General features: G+C 54.8%; 18 protein-coding genes. 5 read left to right on the top strand and 13 right to left on the bottom strand.

All coding sequences use genetic code 11. The features are described 5' to 3' along the window. Positions 1-4: 4 nt before the first annotated feature. Positions 5-1,321: a cytosine deaminase gene (locus C3708_RS11390; RefSeq protein WP_103949385.1), complete on the bottom strand. Its 1,317-nt coding sequence runs from the start codon at positions 1,319-1,321 to the stop codon at positions 5-7. 240 nt (positions 1,322-1,561) lie between these two features. Between C3708_RS11390 and nirB the strand changes: the two genes are divergently transcribed. The 4 genes from nirB (at position 1,562) to C3708_RS11410 (ending at position 6,245) form a co-directional block, all read left to right on the top strand. Continuing rightward, complete coding sequence (gene nirB, locus C3708_RS11395; protein ID WP_103948207.1) at positions 1,562-4,105, top strand: nitrite reductase large subunit NirB; 2,544 nt, start codon at positions 1,562-1,564, stop codon at positions 4,103-4,105. Beyond that, positions 4,102-4,428 (top strand): nitrite reductase small subunit NirD, encoded by a 327-nt coding sequence (nirD, locus tag C3708_RS11400; protein WP_095283703.1) that lies wholly within the window; start codon positions 4,102-4,104, stop codon positions 4,426-4,428. The genes nirB and nirD overlap by 4 nt, the downstream gene beginning before the upstream one ends. A gap of 142 nt (positions 4,429-4,570) precedes the next feature. Next, positions 4,571-5,944 (top strand): siroheme synthase CysG, encoded by a 1,374-nt coding sequence (gene cysG, locus C3708_RS11405; RefSeq protein ID WP_095283704.1) that lies wholly within the window; start codon positions 4,571-4,573, stop codon positions 5,942-5,944. A 127-nt stretch (positions 5,945-6,071) separates the two neighbouring features. Next, complete coding sequence (locus C3708_RS11410) at positions 6,072-6,245, top strand: DUF4223 family protein (protein WP_095283705.1); 174 nt, start codon at positions 6,072-6,074, stop codon at positions 6,243-6,245. 153 nt (positions 6,246-6,398) lie between these two features. On the opposite strand, the gene trpS is transcribed toward C3708_RS11410, so the two are convergent. From trpS to C3708_RS11475, 12 genes are all read right to left on the bottom strand, one after another. Next, complete coding sequence (trpS, locus tag C3708_RS11415; protein ID WP_103949386.1) at positions 6,399-7,403, bottom strand: tryptophan--tRNA ligase; 1,005 nt, start codon at positions 7,401-7,403, stop codon at positions 6,399-6,401. Beyond that, positions 7,396-8,157 (bottom strand): phosphoglycolate phosphatase, encoded by a 762-nt coding sequence (gene gph / locus C3708_RS11420; RefSeq protein WP_095283707.1) that lies wholly within the window; start codon positions 8,155-8,157, stop codon positions 7,396-7,398. The genes trpS and gph overlap by 8 nt, the downstream gene beginning before the upstream one ends. Beyond that, positions 8,150-8,827, bottom strand: coding sequence for a ribulose-phosphate 3-epimerase (rpe, locus tag C3708_RS11425; RefSeq protein ID WP_095283708.1), 678 nt, complete (start codon positions 8,825-8,827; stop codon positions 8,150-8,152). Before rpe ends, gph begins: the two co-directional genes overlap by 8 nt. Before the next feature lie 41 nt (positions 8,828-8,868). Then, complete coding sequence (dam, locus tag C3708_RS11430) at positions 8,869-9,684, bottom strand: adenine-specific DNA-methyltransferase (protein WP_095283709.1); 816 nt, start codon at positions 9,682-9,684, stop codon at positions 8,869-8,871. Positions 9,685-9,751: 67 nt separating this feature from the next. Beyond that, the gene (gene damX, locus C3708_RS11435) at positions 9,752-11,044 is read right to left on the bottom strand and encodes a cell division protein DamX (RefSeq protein ID WP_103948205.1); all 1,293 of its coding nucleotides are present in this window, start codon (positions 11,042-11,044) and stop codon (positions 9,752-9,754) included. Positions 11,045-11,136: 92 nt separating this feature from the next. After that, positions 11,137-12,225: a 3-dehydroquinate synthase gene (gene aroB / locus C3708_RS11440; protein ID WP_095283711.1), complete on the bottom strand. Its 1,089-nt coding sequence runs from the start codon at positions 12,223-12,225 to the stop codon at positions 11,137-11,139. Between the two features lie 57 nt (positions 12,226-12,282). Next, complete coding sequence (gene aroK / locus C3708_RS11445) at positions 12,283-12,804, bottom strand: shikimate kinase AroK (RefSeq protein WP_010436374.1); 522 nt, start codon at positions 12,802-12,804, stop codon at positions 12,283-12,285. 298 nt (positions 12,805-13,102) lie between these two features. Then, on the bottom strand, positions 13,103-14,344 hold the full coding sequence (hofQ, locus tag C3708_RS11455; RefSeq protein WP_103948204.1) for a DNA uptake porin HofQ: 1,242 nt from the start codon (positions 14,342-14,344) through the stop codon (positions 13,103-13,105). Beyond that, a complete protein-coding gene (locus tag C3708_RS11460; RefSeq protein ID WP_165790655.1) occupies positions 14,253-14,657 on the bottom strand; it encodes a HofP DNA utilization family protein in 405 nt (134 codons plus the stop codon). The genes hofQ and C3708_RS11460 overlap by 92 nt, the downstream gene beginning before the upstream one ends. Continuing rightward, on the bottom strand, positions 14,647-15,108 hold the full coding sequence (locus C3708_RS11465) for a HofO (RefSeq protein WP_133159671.1): 462 nt from the start codon (positions 15,106-15,108) through the stop codon (positions 14,647-14,649). Before C3708_RS11465 ends, C3708_RS11460 begins: the two co-directional genes overlap by 11 nt. Positions 15,109-15,111: 3 nt before the next feature. Then, complete coding sequence (locus tag C3708_RS11470; RefSeq protein ID WP_158251363.1) at positions 15,112-15,615, bottom strand: PilN domain-containing protein; 504 nt, start codon at positions 15,613-15,615, stop codon at positions 15,112-15,114. Continuing rightward, the gene (locus tag C3708_RS11475) at positions 15,612-16,394 is read right to left on the bottom strand and encodes a pilus assembly protein PilM (RefSeq protein WP_103949388.1); all 783 of its coding nucleotides are present in this window, start codon (positions 16,392-16,394) and stop codon (positions 15,612-15,614) included. The genes C3708_RS11470 and C3708_RS11475 overlap by 4 nt, the downstream gene beginning before the upstream one ends. 120 nt (positions 16,395-16,514) lie before the next feature. Between C3708_RS11475 and mrcA the strand changes: the two genes are divergently transcribed. Continuing rightward, positions 16,515-19,067: a peptidoglycan glycosyltransferase/peptidoglycan DD-transpeptidase MrcA gene (gene mrcA / locus C3708_RS11480; protein ID WP_103948199.1), complete on the top strand. Its 2,553-nt coding sequence runs from the start codon at positions 16,515-16,517 to the stop codon at positions 19,065-19,067. Positions 19,068-19,075: the final 8 nt, after the last annotated feature.

Raw genomic sequence — 19,075 nt, forward strand, 5'->3', positions numbered from 1 at the left:
GTCCCTACGCCCCTTTGCTACCGGCGAAGGGGCTGTTTCGGGTAAAACTCACCTCCTCTCCCCCGCTATCCGTTTGTATCCACGTCTGCGCCAGCTGCGTGGTAGCAATCACTCTTCCCTGACGAATCGACCAGCGCACCGGTACCTGGCAGCGCACCGCTTCAAACCCGCTCTCCGCAGGCAGAATAATCAGGTTCGCCGGATTGCCCTTTTCGATGCCGTAATCCTTCAGGCCAAAGGTTCTGGCGCTGTTATGGGTGATCAGGTTCAGTCCGCTGTCGATTTGCCCGTAGCCCATCATCTGGCAGACGTGCAGCCCCATGTGCAGCACCTGCAGCATATTGCCGGTCCCCAGCGGATACCACGGGTCAAAGACGTCATCATGACCAAAGCAGACGTTAATTCCCGCCTCTTGTAACTCTTTCACGCGGGTAATCCCCCGGCGCTTCGGATAATCGTCAAAACGCCCCTGCAGATGGATATTCACCAGCGGGTTGGCGACAAAGTTGATGTCCGACATTTTCAGCAGGCGGAACAGGCGCGAGGTGTACGCCCCGTTGTAGGAGTGCATCGCCGTGGTATGGCTGGCCGTGACGCGATGGCCGATACCCGCCTCGTAGGCTAGCGTGGCAACCGTCTCGACAAAGCGCGACTGCTCGTCATCGATTTCATCGCAGTGAATATCCAGCGGGCGGTCATATTTTTTCGCCAGCTCGAAAGCGATGTGCAGAGACTGCACGCCATACTCGCGAGTGAACTCAAAGTGCGGAATCGCCCCGACCACATCAGCACCCAGCTGTAACGCCTCTTCCAGCAGTGCCGCACCGTTGGGGTAAGAGAGAATTCCCTCCTGCGGGAAGGCGACGATTTGCAGCGTCACCCACGGCGCAACTTCCTGTTTCACTTCCAGCATCGCTTTCAGGGCGGTAAGCGTCGGATCGGAGACATCCACGTGGGTGCGCACAAACTGGATGCCGTTGGCAATTTGCCACTTCAACGTCTTCCACGCGCGGGCTTTGACGTCCTCGTGACTCAGCAGCGCCTTACGCTCTGCCCAGCGTTCGATGCCTTCAAACAGCGTCCCGGACTGGTTCCAGCTGGGTTCGCCCGCGGTCTGGGTGGTATCGAGATGAATATGCGGCTCAATAAACGGCGGGATCGCCAGCCCGCCACGGGCGTTGAGGACCTCGTAGCTTTCGTCATGCGCGTCGCTCATCGGGGTTACCTCAGTAAATCGGCCATTCTCAATGCCAATTTGCCATAACCCTTCCCGGCCCGGTAACCGAACATTCTGAACGAGCCAAAGCGGTGTTGTCGTCATACCTTTCTCCCGAAAAACGCGGCTGAAATTAAGGGGTACGTCATCTTAATCATTAGCCCCCTAATTCGTATAGAAATTAGACGCTCGTGAAAAGCGTGCTATTTCCGAGACTTATAAAAATCCTGACAAATCAGCAATATACCCACTAAGGAGTAGTTAAAGGCGTATTTGATTTGTATCAATAAGCGCCCCTGCTGAATCGTTAAGGTAGGCAGTAATAGAAAAGAAATCGAGGCAAAAATGAGCAAAGTCAGACTCGCTATTATTGGTAACGGCATGGTCGGCCATCGCTTTATTGAGGATCTTCTCGATAAAGCTGACGCTGCCCAGTTCGATATTACCGTCTTCTGTGAAGAACCCCGTAAAGCATACGATCGTGTCCACCTCTCTTCCTACTTCTCTCACCATACCGCTGAAGAGCTTTCTCTGGTGCGTGAAGGCTTCTACGAGAAGCACGGCGTAAAAGTGCTGGTGGGCGAACGCGCCATCACCATCAACCGCCAGGAAAAAGTGATTCACTCCAGTGCTGGCCGTACGGTTTTTTACGATAAGTTGATCATGGCGACTGGCTCTTATCCGTGGATCCCGCCAATCAAAGGCTCGGAAACTCAGGATTGCTTCGTTTATCGTACCATTGAAGACCTTAAAGCGATCGAATCCTGCGCACGTCGTAGCAAACGCGGTGCAGTGGTCGGCGGCGGTCTGCTCGGCCTCGAAGCCGCAGGCGCGCTGAAAAACTTAGGTGTCGAAACCCACGTCATCGAATTTGCCCCGATGCTGATGGCCGAACAGCTCGACCATATGGGCGGCGATCAGCTGCGCCGTAAGATCGAGAGCATGGGTGTGAAAGTTCACACCAGCAAAAACACCAAAGAGATCGTTCAGGAAGGCACCGACGCGCGTAAAACCATGCGCTTCGCCGATGGCAGCGAGCTGGAAGTGGACTTCATCGTCTTCTCCACCGGTATCCGCCCGCGCGACAAAATGGCGACCCAGTGCGGTCTGGCCGTAGCGCAGCGCGGCGGGATCATGATTAATGATTCTTGCCAGACCTCCGACCCGGACATCTACGCCATCGGCGAATGTGCCAGCTGGAGCAACCGCGTGTACGGCCTTGTAGCACCGGGATATAAAATGGCGCAGGTCGCCGTGGACCACATCCTCGGTAACGAAAATGCCTTCACCGGCGCGGACATGAGCGCCAAGCTGAAACTGCTCGGCGTGGATGTTGGCGGCATCGGCGATGCGCACGGTCGCACCCCAGGCTGTCGCAGCTACGTTTACCTCGACGAAAACAAAGAAGTCTACAAACGTCTGATTGTCAGCCAGGACAACAAAACCCTCTTGGGGGCGGTGCTGGTGGGCGATACCAGTGATTTCGGCAACCTGCTTCAACTGATGCTGAATGCTATCGAACTGCCGGAAAACCCGGACGCCCTGATCCTGCCTGCTCACGCCTCCAGTGGCAAACCGTCAATCGGCGTGGATAAACTGCCGGACAGCGCGCAGATTTGTTCCTGCTTCGACGTCACCAAAGGCATGTTGATCTCCGCGATCAACAAAGGCTGTCACACCGTGGCGGCGCTGAAAGCCGAAACCAAAGCCGGGACCGGCTGCGGCGGCTGTATTCCGCTGGTGACCCAGGTGCTGAACGCCGAACTGGCGAAACAGGGCATCGAAGTGAACAACAACCTGTGTGAGCACTTCTCTTACTCACGCCAGGAGATTTACCACCTTATTCGTGTGGAAGGCATCAAAACCTTCGACGAACTGCTGCAAAAACACGGCCAGGGCTACGGGTGTGAAGTGTGTAAACCAACCGTCGGTTCACTGCTGGCTTCCTGCTGGAATGAATACATCCTGAAGCCAGAACACACGCCGCTGCAGGACACCAACGATAACTTCCTCGCCAACATCCAGAAAGATGGAACCTACTCCGTCATCCCACGTTCAGCCGGTGGCGAAATCACCCCGGAAGGGCTGGTGGCCGTGGGCCGCGTGGCGCGCGAATTTAATCTGTACACCAAAATTACCGGCTCCCAACGTATCGGCCTGTTTGGTGCGCAGAAAGATGATCTGCCGGAAATCTGGCGTCAGCTGATCGAAGCGGGCTTCGAAACCGGTCACGCGTATGCCAAAGCGCTGCGTATGGCGAAAACCTGCGTGGGCAGCACCTGGTGCCGTTACGGCGTGGGCGACAGCGTGGGCTTCGGCGTGGAGCTGGAAAACCGCTACAAAGGTATCCGTACTCCGCACAAAATGAAGTTCGGCGTCTCCGGCTGTACCCGTGAATGTGCGGAAGCGCAGGGTAAAGACGTGGGTATCATCGCCACCGAAAAAGGCTGGAACCTGTACGTCTGCGGTAACGGCGGGATGAAACCACGCCACGCCGATCTGCTGGCCGCCGATCTCGACCGCGAAACGCTGCTGAAGTATCTCGACCGCTTCATGATGTTCTACATCCGTACCGCCGACAAATTGACCCGTACCGCATCCTGGCTGGATAACCTGGAAGGTGGTATCGAGTATCTGAAATCGGTGATCATCGATGACAAGCTCGGTCTGAACGAACATCTCGAAGAAGAAATTGCACGTCTGCGCGAAGCGGTGATTTGCGAGTGGACGGAAACCGTCAACACGCCAGCCGCACAGGTGCGCTTCAAACACTTTATCAACAGCACCCAGCGCGATCCGAACGTCCAGGTGGTGCCTGAGCGCGAACAGCATCGTCCGGCGACGCCGTACGAGCGCATTCCGGTGACTCTGGTGGAGGAAAACGTATGAGCCAGTGGGTAAACATCTGCAAAATCGACGACATCATTCCGGCAACCGGCGTGTGCGCACTGCTCGGTAAAGAGCATGTGGCAATCTTCCGCCCGCGCCACGACGAACAGGTATTCGCTATCAGCAATATCGACCCGTTCTTTGAGGCCAGCGTGTTGTCTCGCGGTCTGATCGCGGAACATCAGGGCGAACTGTGGGTTGCCAGCCCGCTGAAAAAACAGCGTTTCCGTCTCACCGACGGACATTGCATGGAAGATGAGAGCCATTCCGTGAAGCACTACGACGTCCGCGTAAAAGACGGCCAGGTGCAGCTGAAAGGCTAACGAAAAATGGGAGGTGCAATGCCTCCCGTTATTTTCTGTATCACTTTTGTCGTTACGGGTATGCTATTCGCAAAGCGGAGCGCCCGACTCCGGTCACAATCGCAACTGTTCAGGCGAAAGCCAACTCCTAAGAGGTAATGTCGTGGATCACCTGCCGATTTTCTGTCAATTACGCAATCGTGACTGCCTGCTGGTTGGCGGTGGCGATGTCGCTGAACGCAAAGCGCGTCTGTTGTTAGATGCAGGAGCCCGACTCACTGTGAACGCACTGGCCTTTGACCCGCAGTTTACCCTGTGGGCGCAGGCTGGCATGCTGACGCTGGTTCCGGGCGAGTTTAACGAAACGCTGCTCGATACCTGCTGGCTGACGATCGCCGCCACAGATGACGATGCAGTTAATCAGCGCGTCAGCGATGCCTGTGAGACTCGACGTATTTTCTGCAATGTGGTCGACGCGCCAAAAGAAGCCAGCTTTATCATGCCGTCGATTATCGACCGCTCGCCACTCATGGTAGCCGTCTCATCCGGCGGTACCTCGCCGGTGTTGGCGCGTTTGCTGCGCGAGAAACTCGAATCGATATTGCCCCAACATCTTGGTCAGGTGGCTCATTATGCGGGCCAGCTGCGTTCGCGGGTGAAAAAAACCTTCGCCACCGTGGGCGAACGCCGTCGCTTCTGGGAAAAATTCTTCGTGAATGACCGTCTGGCGCAGTCGCTGGCTAATCAGGATCAAAAAGCCATCGAAGAAACTACCGAGCGCCTGATGACTGAGCCGCTAGATCATCGCGGTGAAGTGGTGCTGGTCGGGGCTGGGCCAGGAGACGCGGGCCTATTAACCCTTAAAGGGCTACAGCAGATTCAGCAAGCGGACATTGTGGTTTACGATCGTCTGGTCTCTGATGACATCATGAATCTGGTACGTCGCGATGCCGACCGCGTCTTCGTGGGTAAGCGCGCAGGATATCACTGCGTTCCGCAGGAAGAGATTAACCAAATTCTGCTGCGGGAAGCGCAAAAAGGAAAACGTGTTGTCCGTCTGAAGGGCGGCGATCCGTTTATCTTTGGTCGTGGCGGAGAAGAGCTGGAAACCCTGTGTAATGCGGGTATTCCGTTCTCAGTGGTTCCTGGAATTACTGCGGCCTCCGGCTGTTCGGCCTATTCCGGCATTCCGCTGACCCATCGCGATTACGCCCAAAGTGTACGCCTGGTGACAGGCCATCTGAAAACCGGCAGCGAACTGGACTGGCATAATCTGGCCGCAGAAAAACAGACGCTGGTGTTCTATATGGGGCTAAATCAGGCCGCGACGATTCAGGCAAAACTGCAAGAACACGGCATGGAGGACGATATGCCGGTGGCACTGGTAGAGAACGGCACCGCCATTAAACAGCGCGTCGTAAGCGGCGTCCTGACACAGCTGGGTGAACTGGCACAGCAGGTCGAAAGCCCCGCGCTCATCATTGTTGGCCGCGTCGTCGAACTGCGTGAAAAGCTGAACTGGTTCTCAAACCACTAAAATATCTGCATATTTATACTTCAAAGAGTAGTCCTTAACTGGACTACTCCCCACTTACGCCTGTCGATAACATACCGCCTCCCTCGTAGTACATCCAAAAGACGTTTCTCAACAACAAGGAAAGTGTATGTTTAAACTGGCAAAGGCCGCTATTTTAGTTGGCCTGTTATCGACCCTGACGGCTTGCTCAGGTAGCGTTCAAAACACCAAAAACAACTGTACCTACGATTACTTCCTGCATCCAGCGATCTCGATTTCTAAAATGATTGGCGGCTGCGGTGCGGCACAACCTCAGCCGTAGGTCTGTTGCAGGTATAAAAAAACCGGGAATTTCCCGGTTTTTTTATGGGTTCTGTGCGGTTTTCTCGCCGGGTGGCGCTGCGCTTACCCGGCCTACGAAAACAGGTATTTAGGCCGGGTAAGGCGAAGCCGCCATCCGGCAACAACAAACAGATTACGGCTTGCCGACAAATCCAATTGCTTGATAAACCGCTTTCAGCGTTTCAGACGCGCGCGCACTGGCTTTGTCCGCGCCGTCACGCATCACCTGATTCAGGAACGCTTCGTCATTACGGAAACGGTGATAACGCTCCTGCAGATCGGTCAACATGCCAGAAACCGCGTCAGCCACTTCACCCTTCAGATGACCATACATTTTGCCTTCAAAATGCTGCTCAAGTTCAGGGATGCTCTGACCCGTCACACCGGAGAGGATATCCAGCAGGTTGGAAACACCCGCTTTGTTCTGCACGTCATAACGCACCACAGGTGGCTCATCGGAGTCCGTCACTGCACGTTTCAGCTTCTTAACCACATCTTTCGGGTTTTCCAGCAGGCCGATCACGTTGTTGCGGTTATCGTCAGATTTGGACATTTTCTTGGTCGGCTCAAGCAGAGACATCACACGCGCGCCAGATTTCGGAATGAACGGCTCAGGCACTTTAAAGATATCGCCATAAATAGCGTTAAAGCGCTGAGCAATATCGCGGCTCAGTTCCAGATGCTGTTTCTGATCTTCGCCCACTGGGACCTGGTTGGTCTGATACAGCAGAATGTCAGCCGCCATCAGCACCGGGTAGTCAAACAGACCGGCGTTGATGTTTTCGGAATAGCGTGCGGATTTATCTTTGAACTGGGTCATACGGCTCAGCTCACCGAAATAGGTGTAGCAGTTCAGCGCCCAGCCCAGCTGTGCATGTTCCGGCACGTGTGACTGTACGAAGATGGTGCTTTTCTCAGGATCGATGCCACAAGCCAGGTACAACGCCAGCGTATCCAACGTCGCTTTGCGCAGTTTCTCAGGGTCCTGACGTGCGGTAATCGCGTGTAAATCCACGATGCAATAGATGCAGTGATAGTCATCCTGCATGTTGACCCACTGACGCAACGCACCCATGTAGTTACCAATGGTCAATTCACCTGAAGGCTGTGCGCCACTAAATACGATGGGTTTAGTCATTTTTCGATTCCTGATGTTCACTGTGCGATAGCCCGAGTGCGGGCAGTAAATCTTTGAAGTGATCGAACACCACGTCCGGCTCACTCAGCGTGATGGCTTCACCGTAGTTATAGCCATAGGTTAAGCCTACGGAAGGGGACCCTGCCGCTTTGGCCGCCAGAATATCATTACGCGAATCGCCGACAAAGAGCAGCTGTTCAGGCGCTAACGACAGTTTTCCTGCCACCAGTAGGATAGGTTCAGGATGCGGCTTTTTATTTTGTACGTCATCACCACCGACGATCACGGAGAAGTACTTCGCGATGTTCAGTGCTTCCAGCAGCGGGGCGACAAACGGCGTCGGTTTGTTGGTCACCAGCGCCAGCGGCATGCCGTTGGAATGCAAGGCGCTCAGGGTTTCGACCACGTCCGGGAACAGGAAGCTGCCCTCTTCCACGGTCTCTTCATAATAACGGTTGAACAGCTTACGCAGGACACGCAGCTGTTCGTCCTGTGGGATATCCGCATGGTCCACGCCGGGTTTGCCCTGCGCAGCACGCAAAATCGCGCGCTCCTGGCGCGCCCAGGTCAGGGCGCGTTCCATCAGCACGTCGGCACCGTTACCAATCCAGGTAACTACACGATCTTCACCCGCGACAGGCAACTCCAGCGCATACAGCGCCTGATCCACCGCACTGGTCAAACCCGGCGCGCTGTCTACCAGCGTACCGTCGAGGTCGAACGCAACGCCTCGAATTGCCTGCAACTTATTCATGACTTACCTTTGCCAGTTCACCGCGCATTTCGTCGATGACTTTTTTGTAATCCGGTTGGTCGAAAATGGCCGAACCCGCGACGAACATATCCGCCCCGGCAGCGGCGATTTCGCCAATATTATTCACCTTCACACCGCCATCCACTTCAAGGCGGATGTCATAGCCAGACTCATCAATACGACGACGGACTTCGCGCAGTTTATCCAGCGTTTGCGGGATAAAGGACTGGCCGCCAAAGCCTGGGTTTACGGACATCAGCAGGATGACATCCAGCTTATCCATCACGTAATCCAGATAGCTAAGCGACGTCGCTGGGTTAAACACCAGGCCCGCTTTACAGCCATTTTCTTTGATCAGTTGCAGGGTGCGATCGACGTGCTCGGAGGCTTCGGGATGGAAGGTAATGATGCTGGCACCGGCTGCGGCAAAATCCGGGACGATACGATCGACCGGCTTCACCATCAGGTGAACGTCAATCGGAGCGGTGATGCCATAGTTACGCAGTGCTTTCAGGACCATCGGACCGATAGTCAGATTTGGCACGTAGTGGTTGTCCATCACGTCGAAGTGGACCACATCTGCACCGGCAGCCAGCGCTTTAGCCGTGTCTTCACCCAGGCGGGCAAAATCGGCCGACAGAATTGAGGGAGCAATCAAAAACTGTTTCATCCGCATCTCCTTGAAATGTGTTTACCGGCGGGCGAAACGGCTCAGGGGCGATAAAGCGCCAGCAGTTCGTCCACCTTTTTACGCGTGCCGCCGTTACTGCTGATGCTGCGCCGCACTTTAAGCTGAATACGATCGTTCGCCGCTTTGTACCACTCGCGGGTATCCGGCGTGTCGTGGTTCGAAATTAACACCGCGATTTGCTTACTGACCAGCTTTTCCGCCATTTCTGCCAGATGCGCCTGCTCTTTCGGGCTAAAACTGTTGGTGTGATAGGCGGTGAAATTGGCAGTCGCCGAAAGCGGCGCATACGGCGGATCGCAATAGACCACAGAATCCGCATTGGCCATTTCCATGCATTTCTCATAGGAGATGCAGTGGAATTCCGCTTTCTGTGCTTTTTCCGCAAAGTGCTGCAACTCGGCCAACGGAAAGTATGGGCGTTTGTAGCGGCCAAACGGCACGTTGAATTCACCCTTCAGATTGTACCGGCAAAGACCGTTGTAGCCATGACGGTTCAGATACAAGAACAACTGTGCACGACGGAACGTATCCGTGCTTTGGTTAAACTCAGCGCGGTACTGGTAGTAAGCGTCCGGGTTGTTGTTCTCAGGCGTAAAAAGTTTACGCGCCTCATCGATATACTCGTTTGTTTGAGTCTTAACGATTTTGTAGAGGGTAATGAGATCGTTATTGATATCCGCGAGGATATAGCGAGAAAAGTCGGTGTTCAGGAACACCGACCCAGCGCCCACAAAGGGCTCGATAAGACACTCGCCTTTCGGCAGGTGTTTATTAATATCGTCTAGCAGGGGGTATTTCCCCCCTGCCCATTTTAGAAAAGCGCGATTTTTTTTCATGCTGACTAACTGATTACACCTTCTCCGGCTGTGGAAAAAGCTCCGACAGCATCCTGCGCTTTAACCATTACTTCAAATCAGCCTGAACCTGATGAATCGGTTTCGCCCACGGGTTTTTCGCCTGAACATCAGCAGGTAACGCCGCTACTGCACGTTTTGCTTCGTCTTTAGACGCGTACACACCGCTTACCAGCACATACCAGGGTTGTCCGTTGCGGGTCGTCTGATAAACCACATAGTTTTTCAGATTGGATTTTTTCGCCCAGCCGTTCAGATTGTCGTAGCTGGAAGAGCTGCTCAACTGAAGCGTGTAGTTGTTGGAAGGCGCTGATTTCAACGAACCGACGTTGCCCGCTGTTTTACCTGCTGTCGCTGCTCCGGCTGTTGCCGTGGCTGCTGGTGCAGGAGTGGCCGCTGGCGCGGTGGTCGCCGTGGCTTTTGGTGCAGTCGTCGTTGCAGCAGGCGCTTTCACGGCTGCGGTTTCGGTCTGCTTAGGCTGAGCAACAGGTTTCGCTTCTGGCGTTTTCGCAACCGTCTGCGGTTTGGTTTCACGCTTCGGTTCGATGACAGCCTGTTTACGTTCCTGACGCGGCGCGGTTTGGGTCTGAGTCTGACGCGGTTTGGTTTCCGTTGCTGCGGTTTGCGGTTGAGCCGCACCGCCGCGAATCGGAGCCACGGTCGCAGGCTCGGTTGGCAAAGTTGAGCTCGCCACCACGTTATTCACCTGATCCTGACTCTGCGGCTGGGTCAGCGCGTTGTTCAGGTCACCCTGGACTTCAACACGCTGCTGGCCTTCAGGCGTAGCAGGAGCCTGGCCCTGAGTTGGCGTCGAGGAAACCGGCGGCAAGGAGACATCCTGCGGGGCATTAGCGGTCTGACCCGCCGTCTGCTCAGCAGAGGTTGTTCCTGGCGCAGGTTGTGCACCATTGGCCTGATCGGCAGCGTCGTTCCCCGAAAGATTAATGCTCTTTTCGGCAGAAGGTGTCTGCTCGTTTGAATTCGTTGACGGTGCTTTTAGCGCAGAACCGATGCCGATAATCAACAGCAGCAGTACGAATACGCCAAGGCCCATCATGATGTACTGGCGGGAAGCCGGTTTTTTGGCTGCCGCTTTACGTTTGCGCGGGCGACGCTCTACAGGCTCTTCGTCCATTGAATCTTCTTCGGACTCATAACCTTCTTCTTCTCGCTCATCACGCGCGTTGCGATTGCGTGACGGACGACGATCGTCTGCATCCAAATCAACATCGTCAAAGTTGATTTGCGGCTCGTTATCACGTTCTGAAGATTGACGAGAACGACCAGTACGACGATCGCTGGGATCGGGTTTCAGCTCGTCTTCTGGTTTGAATTCATCCATTTAACACCCCACTCAAAGGCTCATGCTTACGACGTTGCATTGCACCTGAATCTAAATAGCTACCTTTGACAGTAGCCAGACCTTTCTAGTTGTTACGCCTGCTGGCAATCAGCAATCGCGCCAAGAACCACTTCATGCGACACTCCGCCGCGCACTTCACTCTTCCCTATTGCCAGCGGGAGAACTAAACGCATCTCGCCAGCCAATACTTTTTTATCACGCATCATGTGGGGTAAATACGCCTGCGAAGACATTTCGCGTGGGCCCGTCACGGGTAAACCCGCACGTTCCAGCAGCGTGATGATGCGTTGAGTCTCTTCTTTGGTGAACTGACCCAAACGTTCAGATGTGCGAGCGGCCATGACCATGCCCGCAGCGACGGCTTCGCCGTGAAGCCAGTTGCCGTAGCCCATTTCGGCTTCAATCGCATGACCGAACGTATGCCCCAGATTCAGTAAAGCACGTAAGCCGGTTTCCCGCTCGTCTGCTGCAACGACTTCGGCTTTCAGCTCACAACAACGGCGGATGCAATATGCCAGTGCCTGACCGTCAAGGTTAAGCAGCGCATCCATATTCTCTTCCAGCCAGATGAAAAATTCACTGTCCAGAATAATGCCGTATTTGATCACTTCAGCGAGGCCAGACGCCAGCTCGCGTTTTGGCAGGGTTTGCAGACAGTCGAGATCCACCACCACCGAAGCGGGCTGGTAGAAGGCGCCAATCATATTTTTGCCAAGCGGGTGATTGACGGCCGTTTTGCCGCCAACAGAGGAGTCGACTTGCGATAATAACGTGGTAGGAATTTGAATAAAACGAACACCACGCTGATAACTTGCCGCGGCAAAACCCGTCAGATCGCCAACAACACCACCGCCCAGGGCAAGTAGTGTCGTATCGCGACCATGCGGTTTTTGCAGTAATGCGGTAAAGACGGTATCAAGTACCGCCAGGCTTTTATACTGCTCGCCATCAGGCAGAATCACACTGTCGACCTTCACACCTGCCTGTTCCAGCAGATGACGAATTTTGTCGAGATAAAGCGGAGCCAAAGTCTCGTTGGTGACAAGCATAGCCTGATCACCCGCTTTCAGTGGTAAGAAGGAAGCTGGATCGTTAAACAAGCCAGCCGCGATGGTGATAGGGTAACTACGTTCCCCGAGAGTAACTGTAATCCTCTCCATGACGCGACATCCACCTTAAATGCTTATACCCGTGGGCGAGTGTATATAAAGCCAGAATCAGTTGCTTTCCAGCATATGAATAATCTGGTTTGCAACTACTTTAGCGCTTTGATCGTCGGTACGAATGGTCACATCAGCAATCTCTTCGTACAGTGGATTGCGTTCACCGGCCAATGCTTCCAGAACTTCACGTGGAGGCGTTTCAACCTGCAGTAACGGACGCTTTTTATCGCGCTGTGTACGTGCCAGCTGTTTTTCTATGGTCGTCTCAAGATAGACCACAACGCCACGGGCGGAGAGACGGTTACGGGTTTCGCGAGATTTTACAGAACCACCGCCAGTCGCCAGCACGATGCCCTGTTTTTCCGTAAGTTCATTGATAACTTTTTCTTCACGGTCACGGAAACCTTCTTCGCCTTCTACATCGAAGACCCAGCCCACATCAGCTCCGGTTCGTTTCTCAATCTCTTGATCAGAATCGTAAAATTCCATATTGAGTTGTTGAGCCAACTGGCGCCCAATAGTGCTTTTTCCGGCACCCATAGGCCCAACCAGAAAGATATTGCGTTTCTCTGCCATTTTTTCGGTACTACTAAGACTATTCGTTAATGGTAATCCCCGCTGCGCAAACACACAGCGTAGCAGGACATGAACTGAAACCTCATATGCGATAGTGCGAGAGTCAGACTAAAAATTATCTCAGTAGTCCTGCTTGTTTGGCAACTGAATTAAATCACCACACCAGATGCTTAAGGCAACAAGAGGTAAGATTAGGAGAAGCTGAAACTCAAATCGGTACTCCTTGTATGCTAATTCATGCCCCACGTCAAACATCTGCAACAAACTGAACGCAAAATCCTCGCGGGGATCGTGACCATTATTGAATACTAATCAGACGTGGGGTGATGAATACCACCAGCTCGCGCCGCTCATTATCCTTCCCGTCATGGCGAAAAAGTTGCCCAACCCAGGGAAGACGACCGAGGCCAGGAATGCTGTCACTGCCTGTTTTGTTCTTTTGCGAGAAAATACCGCCCAGCGCCAGTGTTTCACCACTTTTAACTTCAACCTGAGTTTCAATTTCCTGCTTATCGATAGCCAGCGTTTCGCCATCCGCCTGCTGTAAAACCTGCCCAGGCATGTTTTCACTGATGTGCAGCTTGAGCCGCACCCGACCATTCGGTAACACCACGGGCGTGACCTCCATGCCGAGAACCGCTTCTTTAAACTCCACCGACGTTGCTCCACTTTCACCGCTGGAAACCTGATACGGAATTTCGCTGCCCTGCTTGATACTGGCGGGCTGCATATGAGAGGCCAGCAGCCGGGGGCTGGCGATGATCTCTAACTGCTGCTTTTGTTCCAGCGCAGACAATTCCAGATCCAAAAGCCTGCCGTCAATTCGACCAATATTGAATCCTAAATGCGTCGTCGCGTTAGCCACGGAAAGATCAGCACCTAGCGTGGTGATTTGCCCAGGCGAACCGGTGCTTTGCGCTTCTGCCAAATTCCATTTCACGCCCAGCTCGCGCAGACTTTTTTCATTGATCGTGACGATATGTGCTTCCAGCTCCACCTGTGCGACGGGTAAATCCATCAACTCTGCCCAGTGCTGAAGGGCATCCAGGACGGGGGGAATATCACGCACCAGAATGCGATTCGTGCGTTTGTCCACGGAGAGACTTCCCTTTGGACTGAGCTGTTTTTCAGCCGCTTTCTGTAATTCGCTTGCGTCGGCGTAGGCAAGAGACAGCGTGCGCGAGGCCAAGGGTACATTCAGCTTCAGGCGTGTTTGCTCTTCTTCTTTTTGCGTCTGCTGTTCACGCTGCCAGGAGGCGGTATTCACATAAAAAATACCGCCCTCTTCTCGCAATATCAGCCCGGCGCTCGTCGCGACGATTTGCAGCGCCTGCCGCCACGGTACATGCGTCAAATGCAGCGACAGCGTGCCGGTGACATCGGGCGAAACAATCAGATTGCGGTTTTCCAGCTCCACCAGCGACTGTAAAATCTGCGTCACCGGGACGTCATCCACCGCCAGCGTGACGGGTTTCGGCGCGGTGGCCTGCGTCGGCAGGCTGAACATCACCAGCAGAACCCCTATTTTTGCGATTTTCATTGTTCGTTCCTTCTCGTTGCCATCGCCACTCCTTCGGCTCACACTCTTCACCAAGCCCGACGACCATTTCCATTTCATTGACAGCGAGCACGAGCCAACCCGCAGGCAGCTTTTCTTGCTGCCTGACGCGATGCCAGCGCTGCTGTTCATCTTTAACGATACCTACAGAATTTCCGTTTTCGATTAGCCCTTGATATCGCCAGTGCGCTAACGTTCCTGCTGAACAGCGATCGTCCGGCGGATGGAAGGGGTCGCGCATTCCGGTGATAAAAATCAGAGAACAGATCAGCAAACAGCGCAGTTCAGTTCGCATTGGGACTCTCCAGTTGTACAACCAGTCGCAGAGTCGACTCTCCTGGCACCACAGAAAACGCGCTGACGTCCATCCCGCACCGTGCAAGCCGCTCAAACACATTGGGGATCTGCATCCAGTCAGCATCCAGCGTTAACGCGCCGCCCTTTGTCTCGGGTAGCCAGTGCACCAGACGCACACCACCGGCCTGGAAATCCAGCGGCGAAAAGGGCATAGAGGCCTGAACAGTAGGCTCTGCCAGAGCGAGCGGTGGCTGCGCCGCAACTACCCACAGTGCCGTTTGGGCAGAAGAAAGCTGGTTTCGTTTTGCCTCGAGTTGCAACAGCGGCTGAATAGTCGGGCGGACCAGCGCCAGATAGGTCCCTAAAAACATCAGGCAAGAGCCCAGGCTCCAGCACAAAATGCGTGTCCGCAGGTGAAGCGAATACCAGCGTTCATGGAGGATGTGCACATTTCACCCCTGGCTCGTGAGGGTAAAACTGAACGTCCAGCGCCCCTGAGCATCCTGCAGCATTTCACCTGCTGGCCCGAGGCTAAAACCGGGCAACTGCCTGAGTGATTCCCCAAGCCCGACGAGCGCGGACTGCGTTGCTGCATAGCCTGACAATTCAAGACGAGATTGCTGATAGCGCATCTGTGTCAGCCAGGCTTGATCCGGCATGATTGACGCCAGTGAAACCAGCGCCTTTTGCCAGGCCTGCGTTCTGGCGTGGAGCACTCCCGTTTCTGGGGTTCGCGGCGGTGCCTGCTGCGCGCGGCGGGCGATCAATGCCTGATGAATCGCCGTCTCACTCGCCAGATGCGCTTCGAGCACGCGTGTTTTCAGGCCATTGACAGCTCGCAGGCTCATCACCGTCACAAGAGAGACAAGCAATGAGCCGATAAACAGCAGTCCCCAAAAACGCCAGCAGTGTTGTTGTCGCCGGTGCCGCCAGGGGAGAAAGTTTGTGATTTTCACTCGAACAATTCCCCCATCGCGAGGGCCAGGGCGACGGTAAATTCCGCTCCGCATTCGGGCAACGGCGGCTGACAGTGTGAAATCACGCTGAAGGGATCGCGTTGTTCAACGCCAAAAAGCGCGATGTCATCAGGGTTGAGCGCTAGCAAAGCGCCCAAATCGGCCACACTTTTCGCCTCATCAGCGGTCTTTCTCCCCCACTGATGGCGCATTGCCCACAACCAGTGCTGGCCGTCGCGCCACGCCACGCATTGGGCAGGCGGATCAAGAAGCGGCAGGAAGTTCGCCAGCGCCGAAGCATCCGGCGTGATGGCCGCAACGTGCAGTCGCAGCGATTCTGCCAACGTCAAAAGCGCTGCAACCTCTTTATTTTGCGCCGCTGTCACCTGAAATGAGCGGCTAAAGGTGTCCTGTGTGTAGTCAAAACAGAGCGCGTCGGGTGGCATTTCCAGCTCGCGTGACATCGCAGAAGCAATCCACGAAGCCTGCTCGCTGTCGCGTAACGTCAGCGCCGGGCAAGGTAGCGTCTTTTGCAGCGTACGGGCAGCGGGGAACGCGATAAAGAGCCGGTGATGATGGGGTAAGGCCTGGCTCCATTCTTTAAGCGCCGCAACCAGCTGTTGCGGCTGAATAATTTGCCCATCGCGGATAACACCCGCTGCCACAGGGATTTGCCACCAGCGGCGCAAACGCCACCCGGTGCGCTCTTGGGTGAGAGAGGCGGCTAAAACTCTATCTTGTTGAATGTGAACACCCGTTCGCCATGTTTTGAAAGCCATACTTCACGATCTCCTTATCGCCCGTCAGGTTGACGGCTCTATCAATGCTTCAGGCTTGCCTTTATACTACCGCGCGATTGTTTAGAAACTGCCCAAGTGAAACTGAATGGGAAATCTCCAGTGAAGTTCGTAAAGTATTTATTCATCCTTGCAGTCTGTTGCATTCTGCTGGGAGCAGGCTCGATTTATGGTTTGTACAAATATATTGAGCCGCAACTACCCGATGTCGCCACGCTGCGTGATGTGCGACTCCAGATCCCAATGCAGGTCTATAGCGCCGATGGCGAACTCATCGCCCAGTACGGCGAGAAGCGTCGTATCCCGCTGACCCTTAACCAGATTCCACCGGTGATGGTGAAAGCCTTTATCGCCACGGAAGACAGTCGTTTCTATGAACACCACGGCGTCGATCCAGTGGGGATTTTCCGTGCCGCAAGCGTCGCGCTGTTCTCCGGCCATGCCTCTCAGGGGGCCAGTACCATTACGCAGCAGCTGGCGCGTAACTTCTTCCTGAGCCCGGAAAAAACGCTGACCCGTAAGATCAAAGAGGTGTTCCTTGCCATCCGCATCGAACAGCTGCTGAGCAAAGACGAGATCCTCGAGCTTTACCTCAACAAGATCTATCTGGGTTATCGTGCGTACGGCGTCGGCGCGGCGGCGCAGGTCTATTTTGGTAAACCTGTCGAACAGCTGAGCTTAAGCGAAATGGCGACGATCGCCGGTCTGCCGAAAGCGCCGTCAACGTTCAACCCGCTCTACTCCCTCGACCGCGCGACTGCACGTCGTAACGTGGTGCTGTCGCGTATGCTGAGCGAAGGCTATATCAGCCAGACTCAGTACGATCAGGCGCGTAACGAAGCCATTGACGCTAACTATCACGCTCCTGAAATCGCCTTCTCCGCGCCGTATCTCACGGAAATGGTCCGCCAGGAAATGGTGAGCCGCTATGGCGAGCAGGCGTACGAAGATGGTTATCGTATTTACACCACCATCACCCGCAAAGTGCAGCAAGCGGCACAGCAGGCGGTGCGTAACAACGTGATGGATTACGATATGCGTCACGGCTACCGTGGCCCGTCGAACGTGCTGTGGAAAGTGGGTGAAAGCGCATGGGACAGCAAAAAAATCATCGACTCGTTGAAAACACTGCCGACCTACGGGCCACTGTTACCGGCGGTTGTGACCAGCGCTGACCCGCAAGAAGCCACCGCGATGATGGCCGACGGAACCTCTGTTTCGTTGCGAATGGACGGTATCCGTTGGGCACGTCCGTATCGCTCCGATACGGCGCAAGGCCCGACGCCGCGTAAAGTCACCGACGTCGTGCAAACCGGACAACAAATCTGGGTCCGTCAGGTGAATGACGCCTGGTGGCTGGCACAGGTTCCAGACGTGAACTCCGCGCTGGTGTCAATCAATCCGCAAAACGGTGCCGTGATGGCCCTGGTCGGTGGTTTTGATTTCAATCAGAGCAAATTTAACCGCGCCACGCAGGCGCTGCGTCAGGTCGGGTCGAACATTAAACCGTTCCTGTACACCGCGGCGATGGATAAAGGGCTGACGCTGGCGAGTATCCTCAACGATGTGCCGATCTCACGCTGGGATGCAGGTGCAGGTTCTGACTGGCAGCCGAAAAACTCCCCGCCGGAGTATTCCGGTCCAATCCGTTTACGTCAGGGTCTGGGGCAGTCCAAAAACGTGGTGATGGTCCGCGCGATGCGCGCAATGGGCGTCGATTACGCAGCAGAATATCTGCAACGTTTCGGTTTCCCGGCGCAAAACATTGTGCATACCGAATCCCTGGCGCTCGGCTCTGCGTCCTTTACGCCATTGCAGGTAGCTCGCGGTTACTCGGTAATGGCTAACGGCGGTTTCCTGGTCGATCCGTATTTCATCAGCAAAATTGAAAACGATCAGGGCGGCGTGCTGTTTGAGGCGAAACCGAAAATTGCCTGTCCAGAATGCGATATTCCGGTGATTTATGGCGATACGCCAAAATCAAACGTACTGGATAACAAGGACATGGAAGACGTGGCTCAGTCTCAGGAGCAGCAGAATTCCACCGTGCCACAACCGCAGCTGGAGCAGGCTAACCAGGCGCTGGTCGCTCAGAGCGGTGCGCAGGAATATGCTCCTCACGTGATCAACACGCCGCTGTCGTTCCTGATCAAGAGCGCCCTGAACACTAACATCTTTGGTGAGCCGGGCTGGCAGGGCACAGGCTGGCGCGCGGGTCGGGATTTACAGCGCCACGATATCGGCGGTAAAACCGGGACCACCAACAGCTCGAAAGATGCCTGGTTCTCCGGTTACGGCCCGGGCGTGGTGACCTCCGTGTGGATTGGCTTTGACGATCACCGTCGTGATTTAGGCCGCACGTCAGCATCCGGGGCGATTAAGGACCAGATTTCCGGTTATGAAGGCGGCGCGAAGAGTGCTCAGCCAGCCTGGGACGCTTACATGAAAGCGGTTCTCGAGGGCGTACCGGAACAGCCGCTTACCCCGCCGCCTGGCGTGGTGACGGTAAATATCGATCGCAGCACCGGTCAGTTAGCGAACGGCGGCAACAGCCGCGCGGAGTTCTTCATTGAGGGCACGCAGCCTACGACGCAGGCGGTGCATGAGGTGGGAACCGAGTTGATTGATAACGGCGAGACGCACGAGCTGTTCTGATGGTCCTG

Origin of the sequence: Lelliottia sp. 7254-16, assembly GCF_002922995.1 — a bacterium.
In the GTDB taxonomy this organism is placed as follows: domain Bacteria; phylum Pseudomonadota; class Gammaproteobacteria; order Enterobacterales; family Enterobacteriaceae; genus Enterobacter; species Enterobacter jeotgali.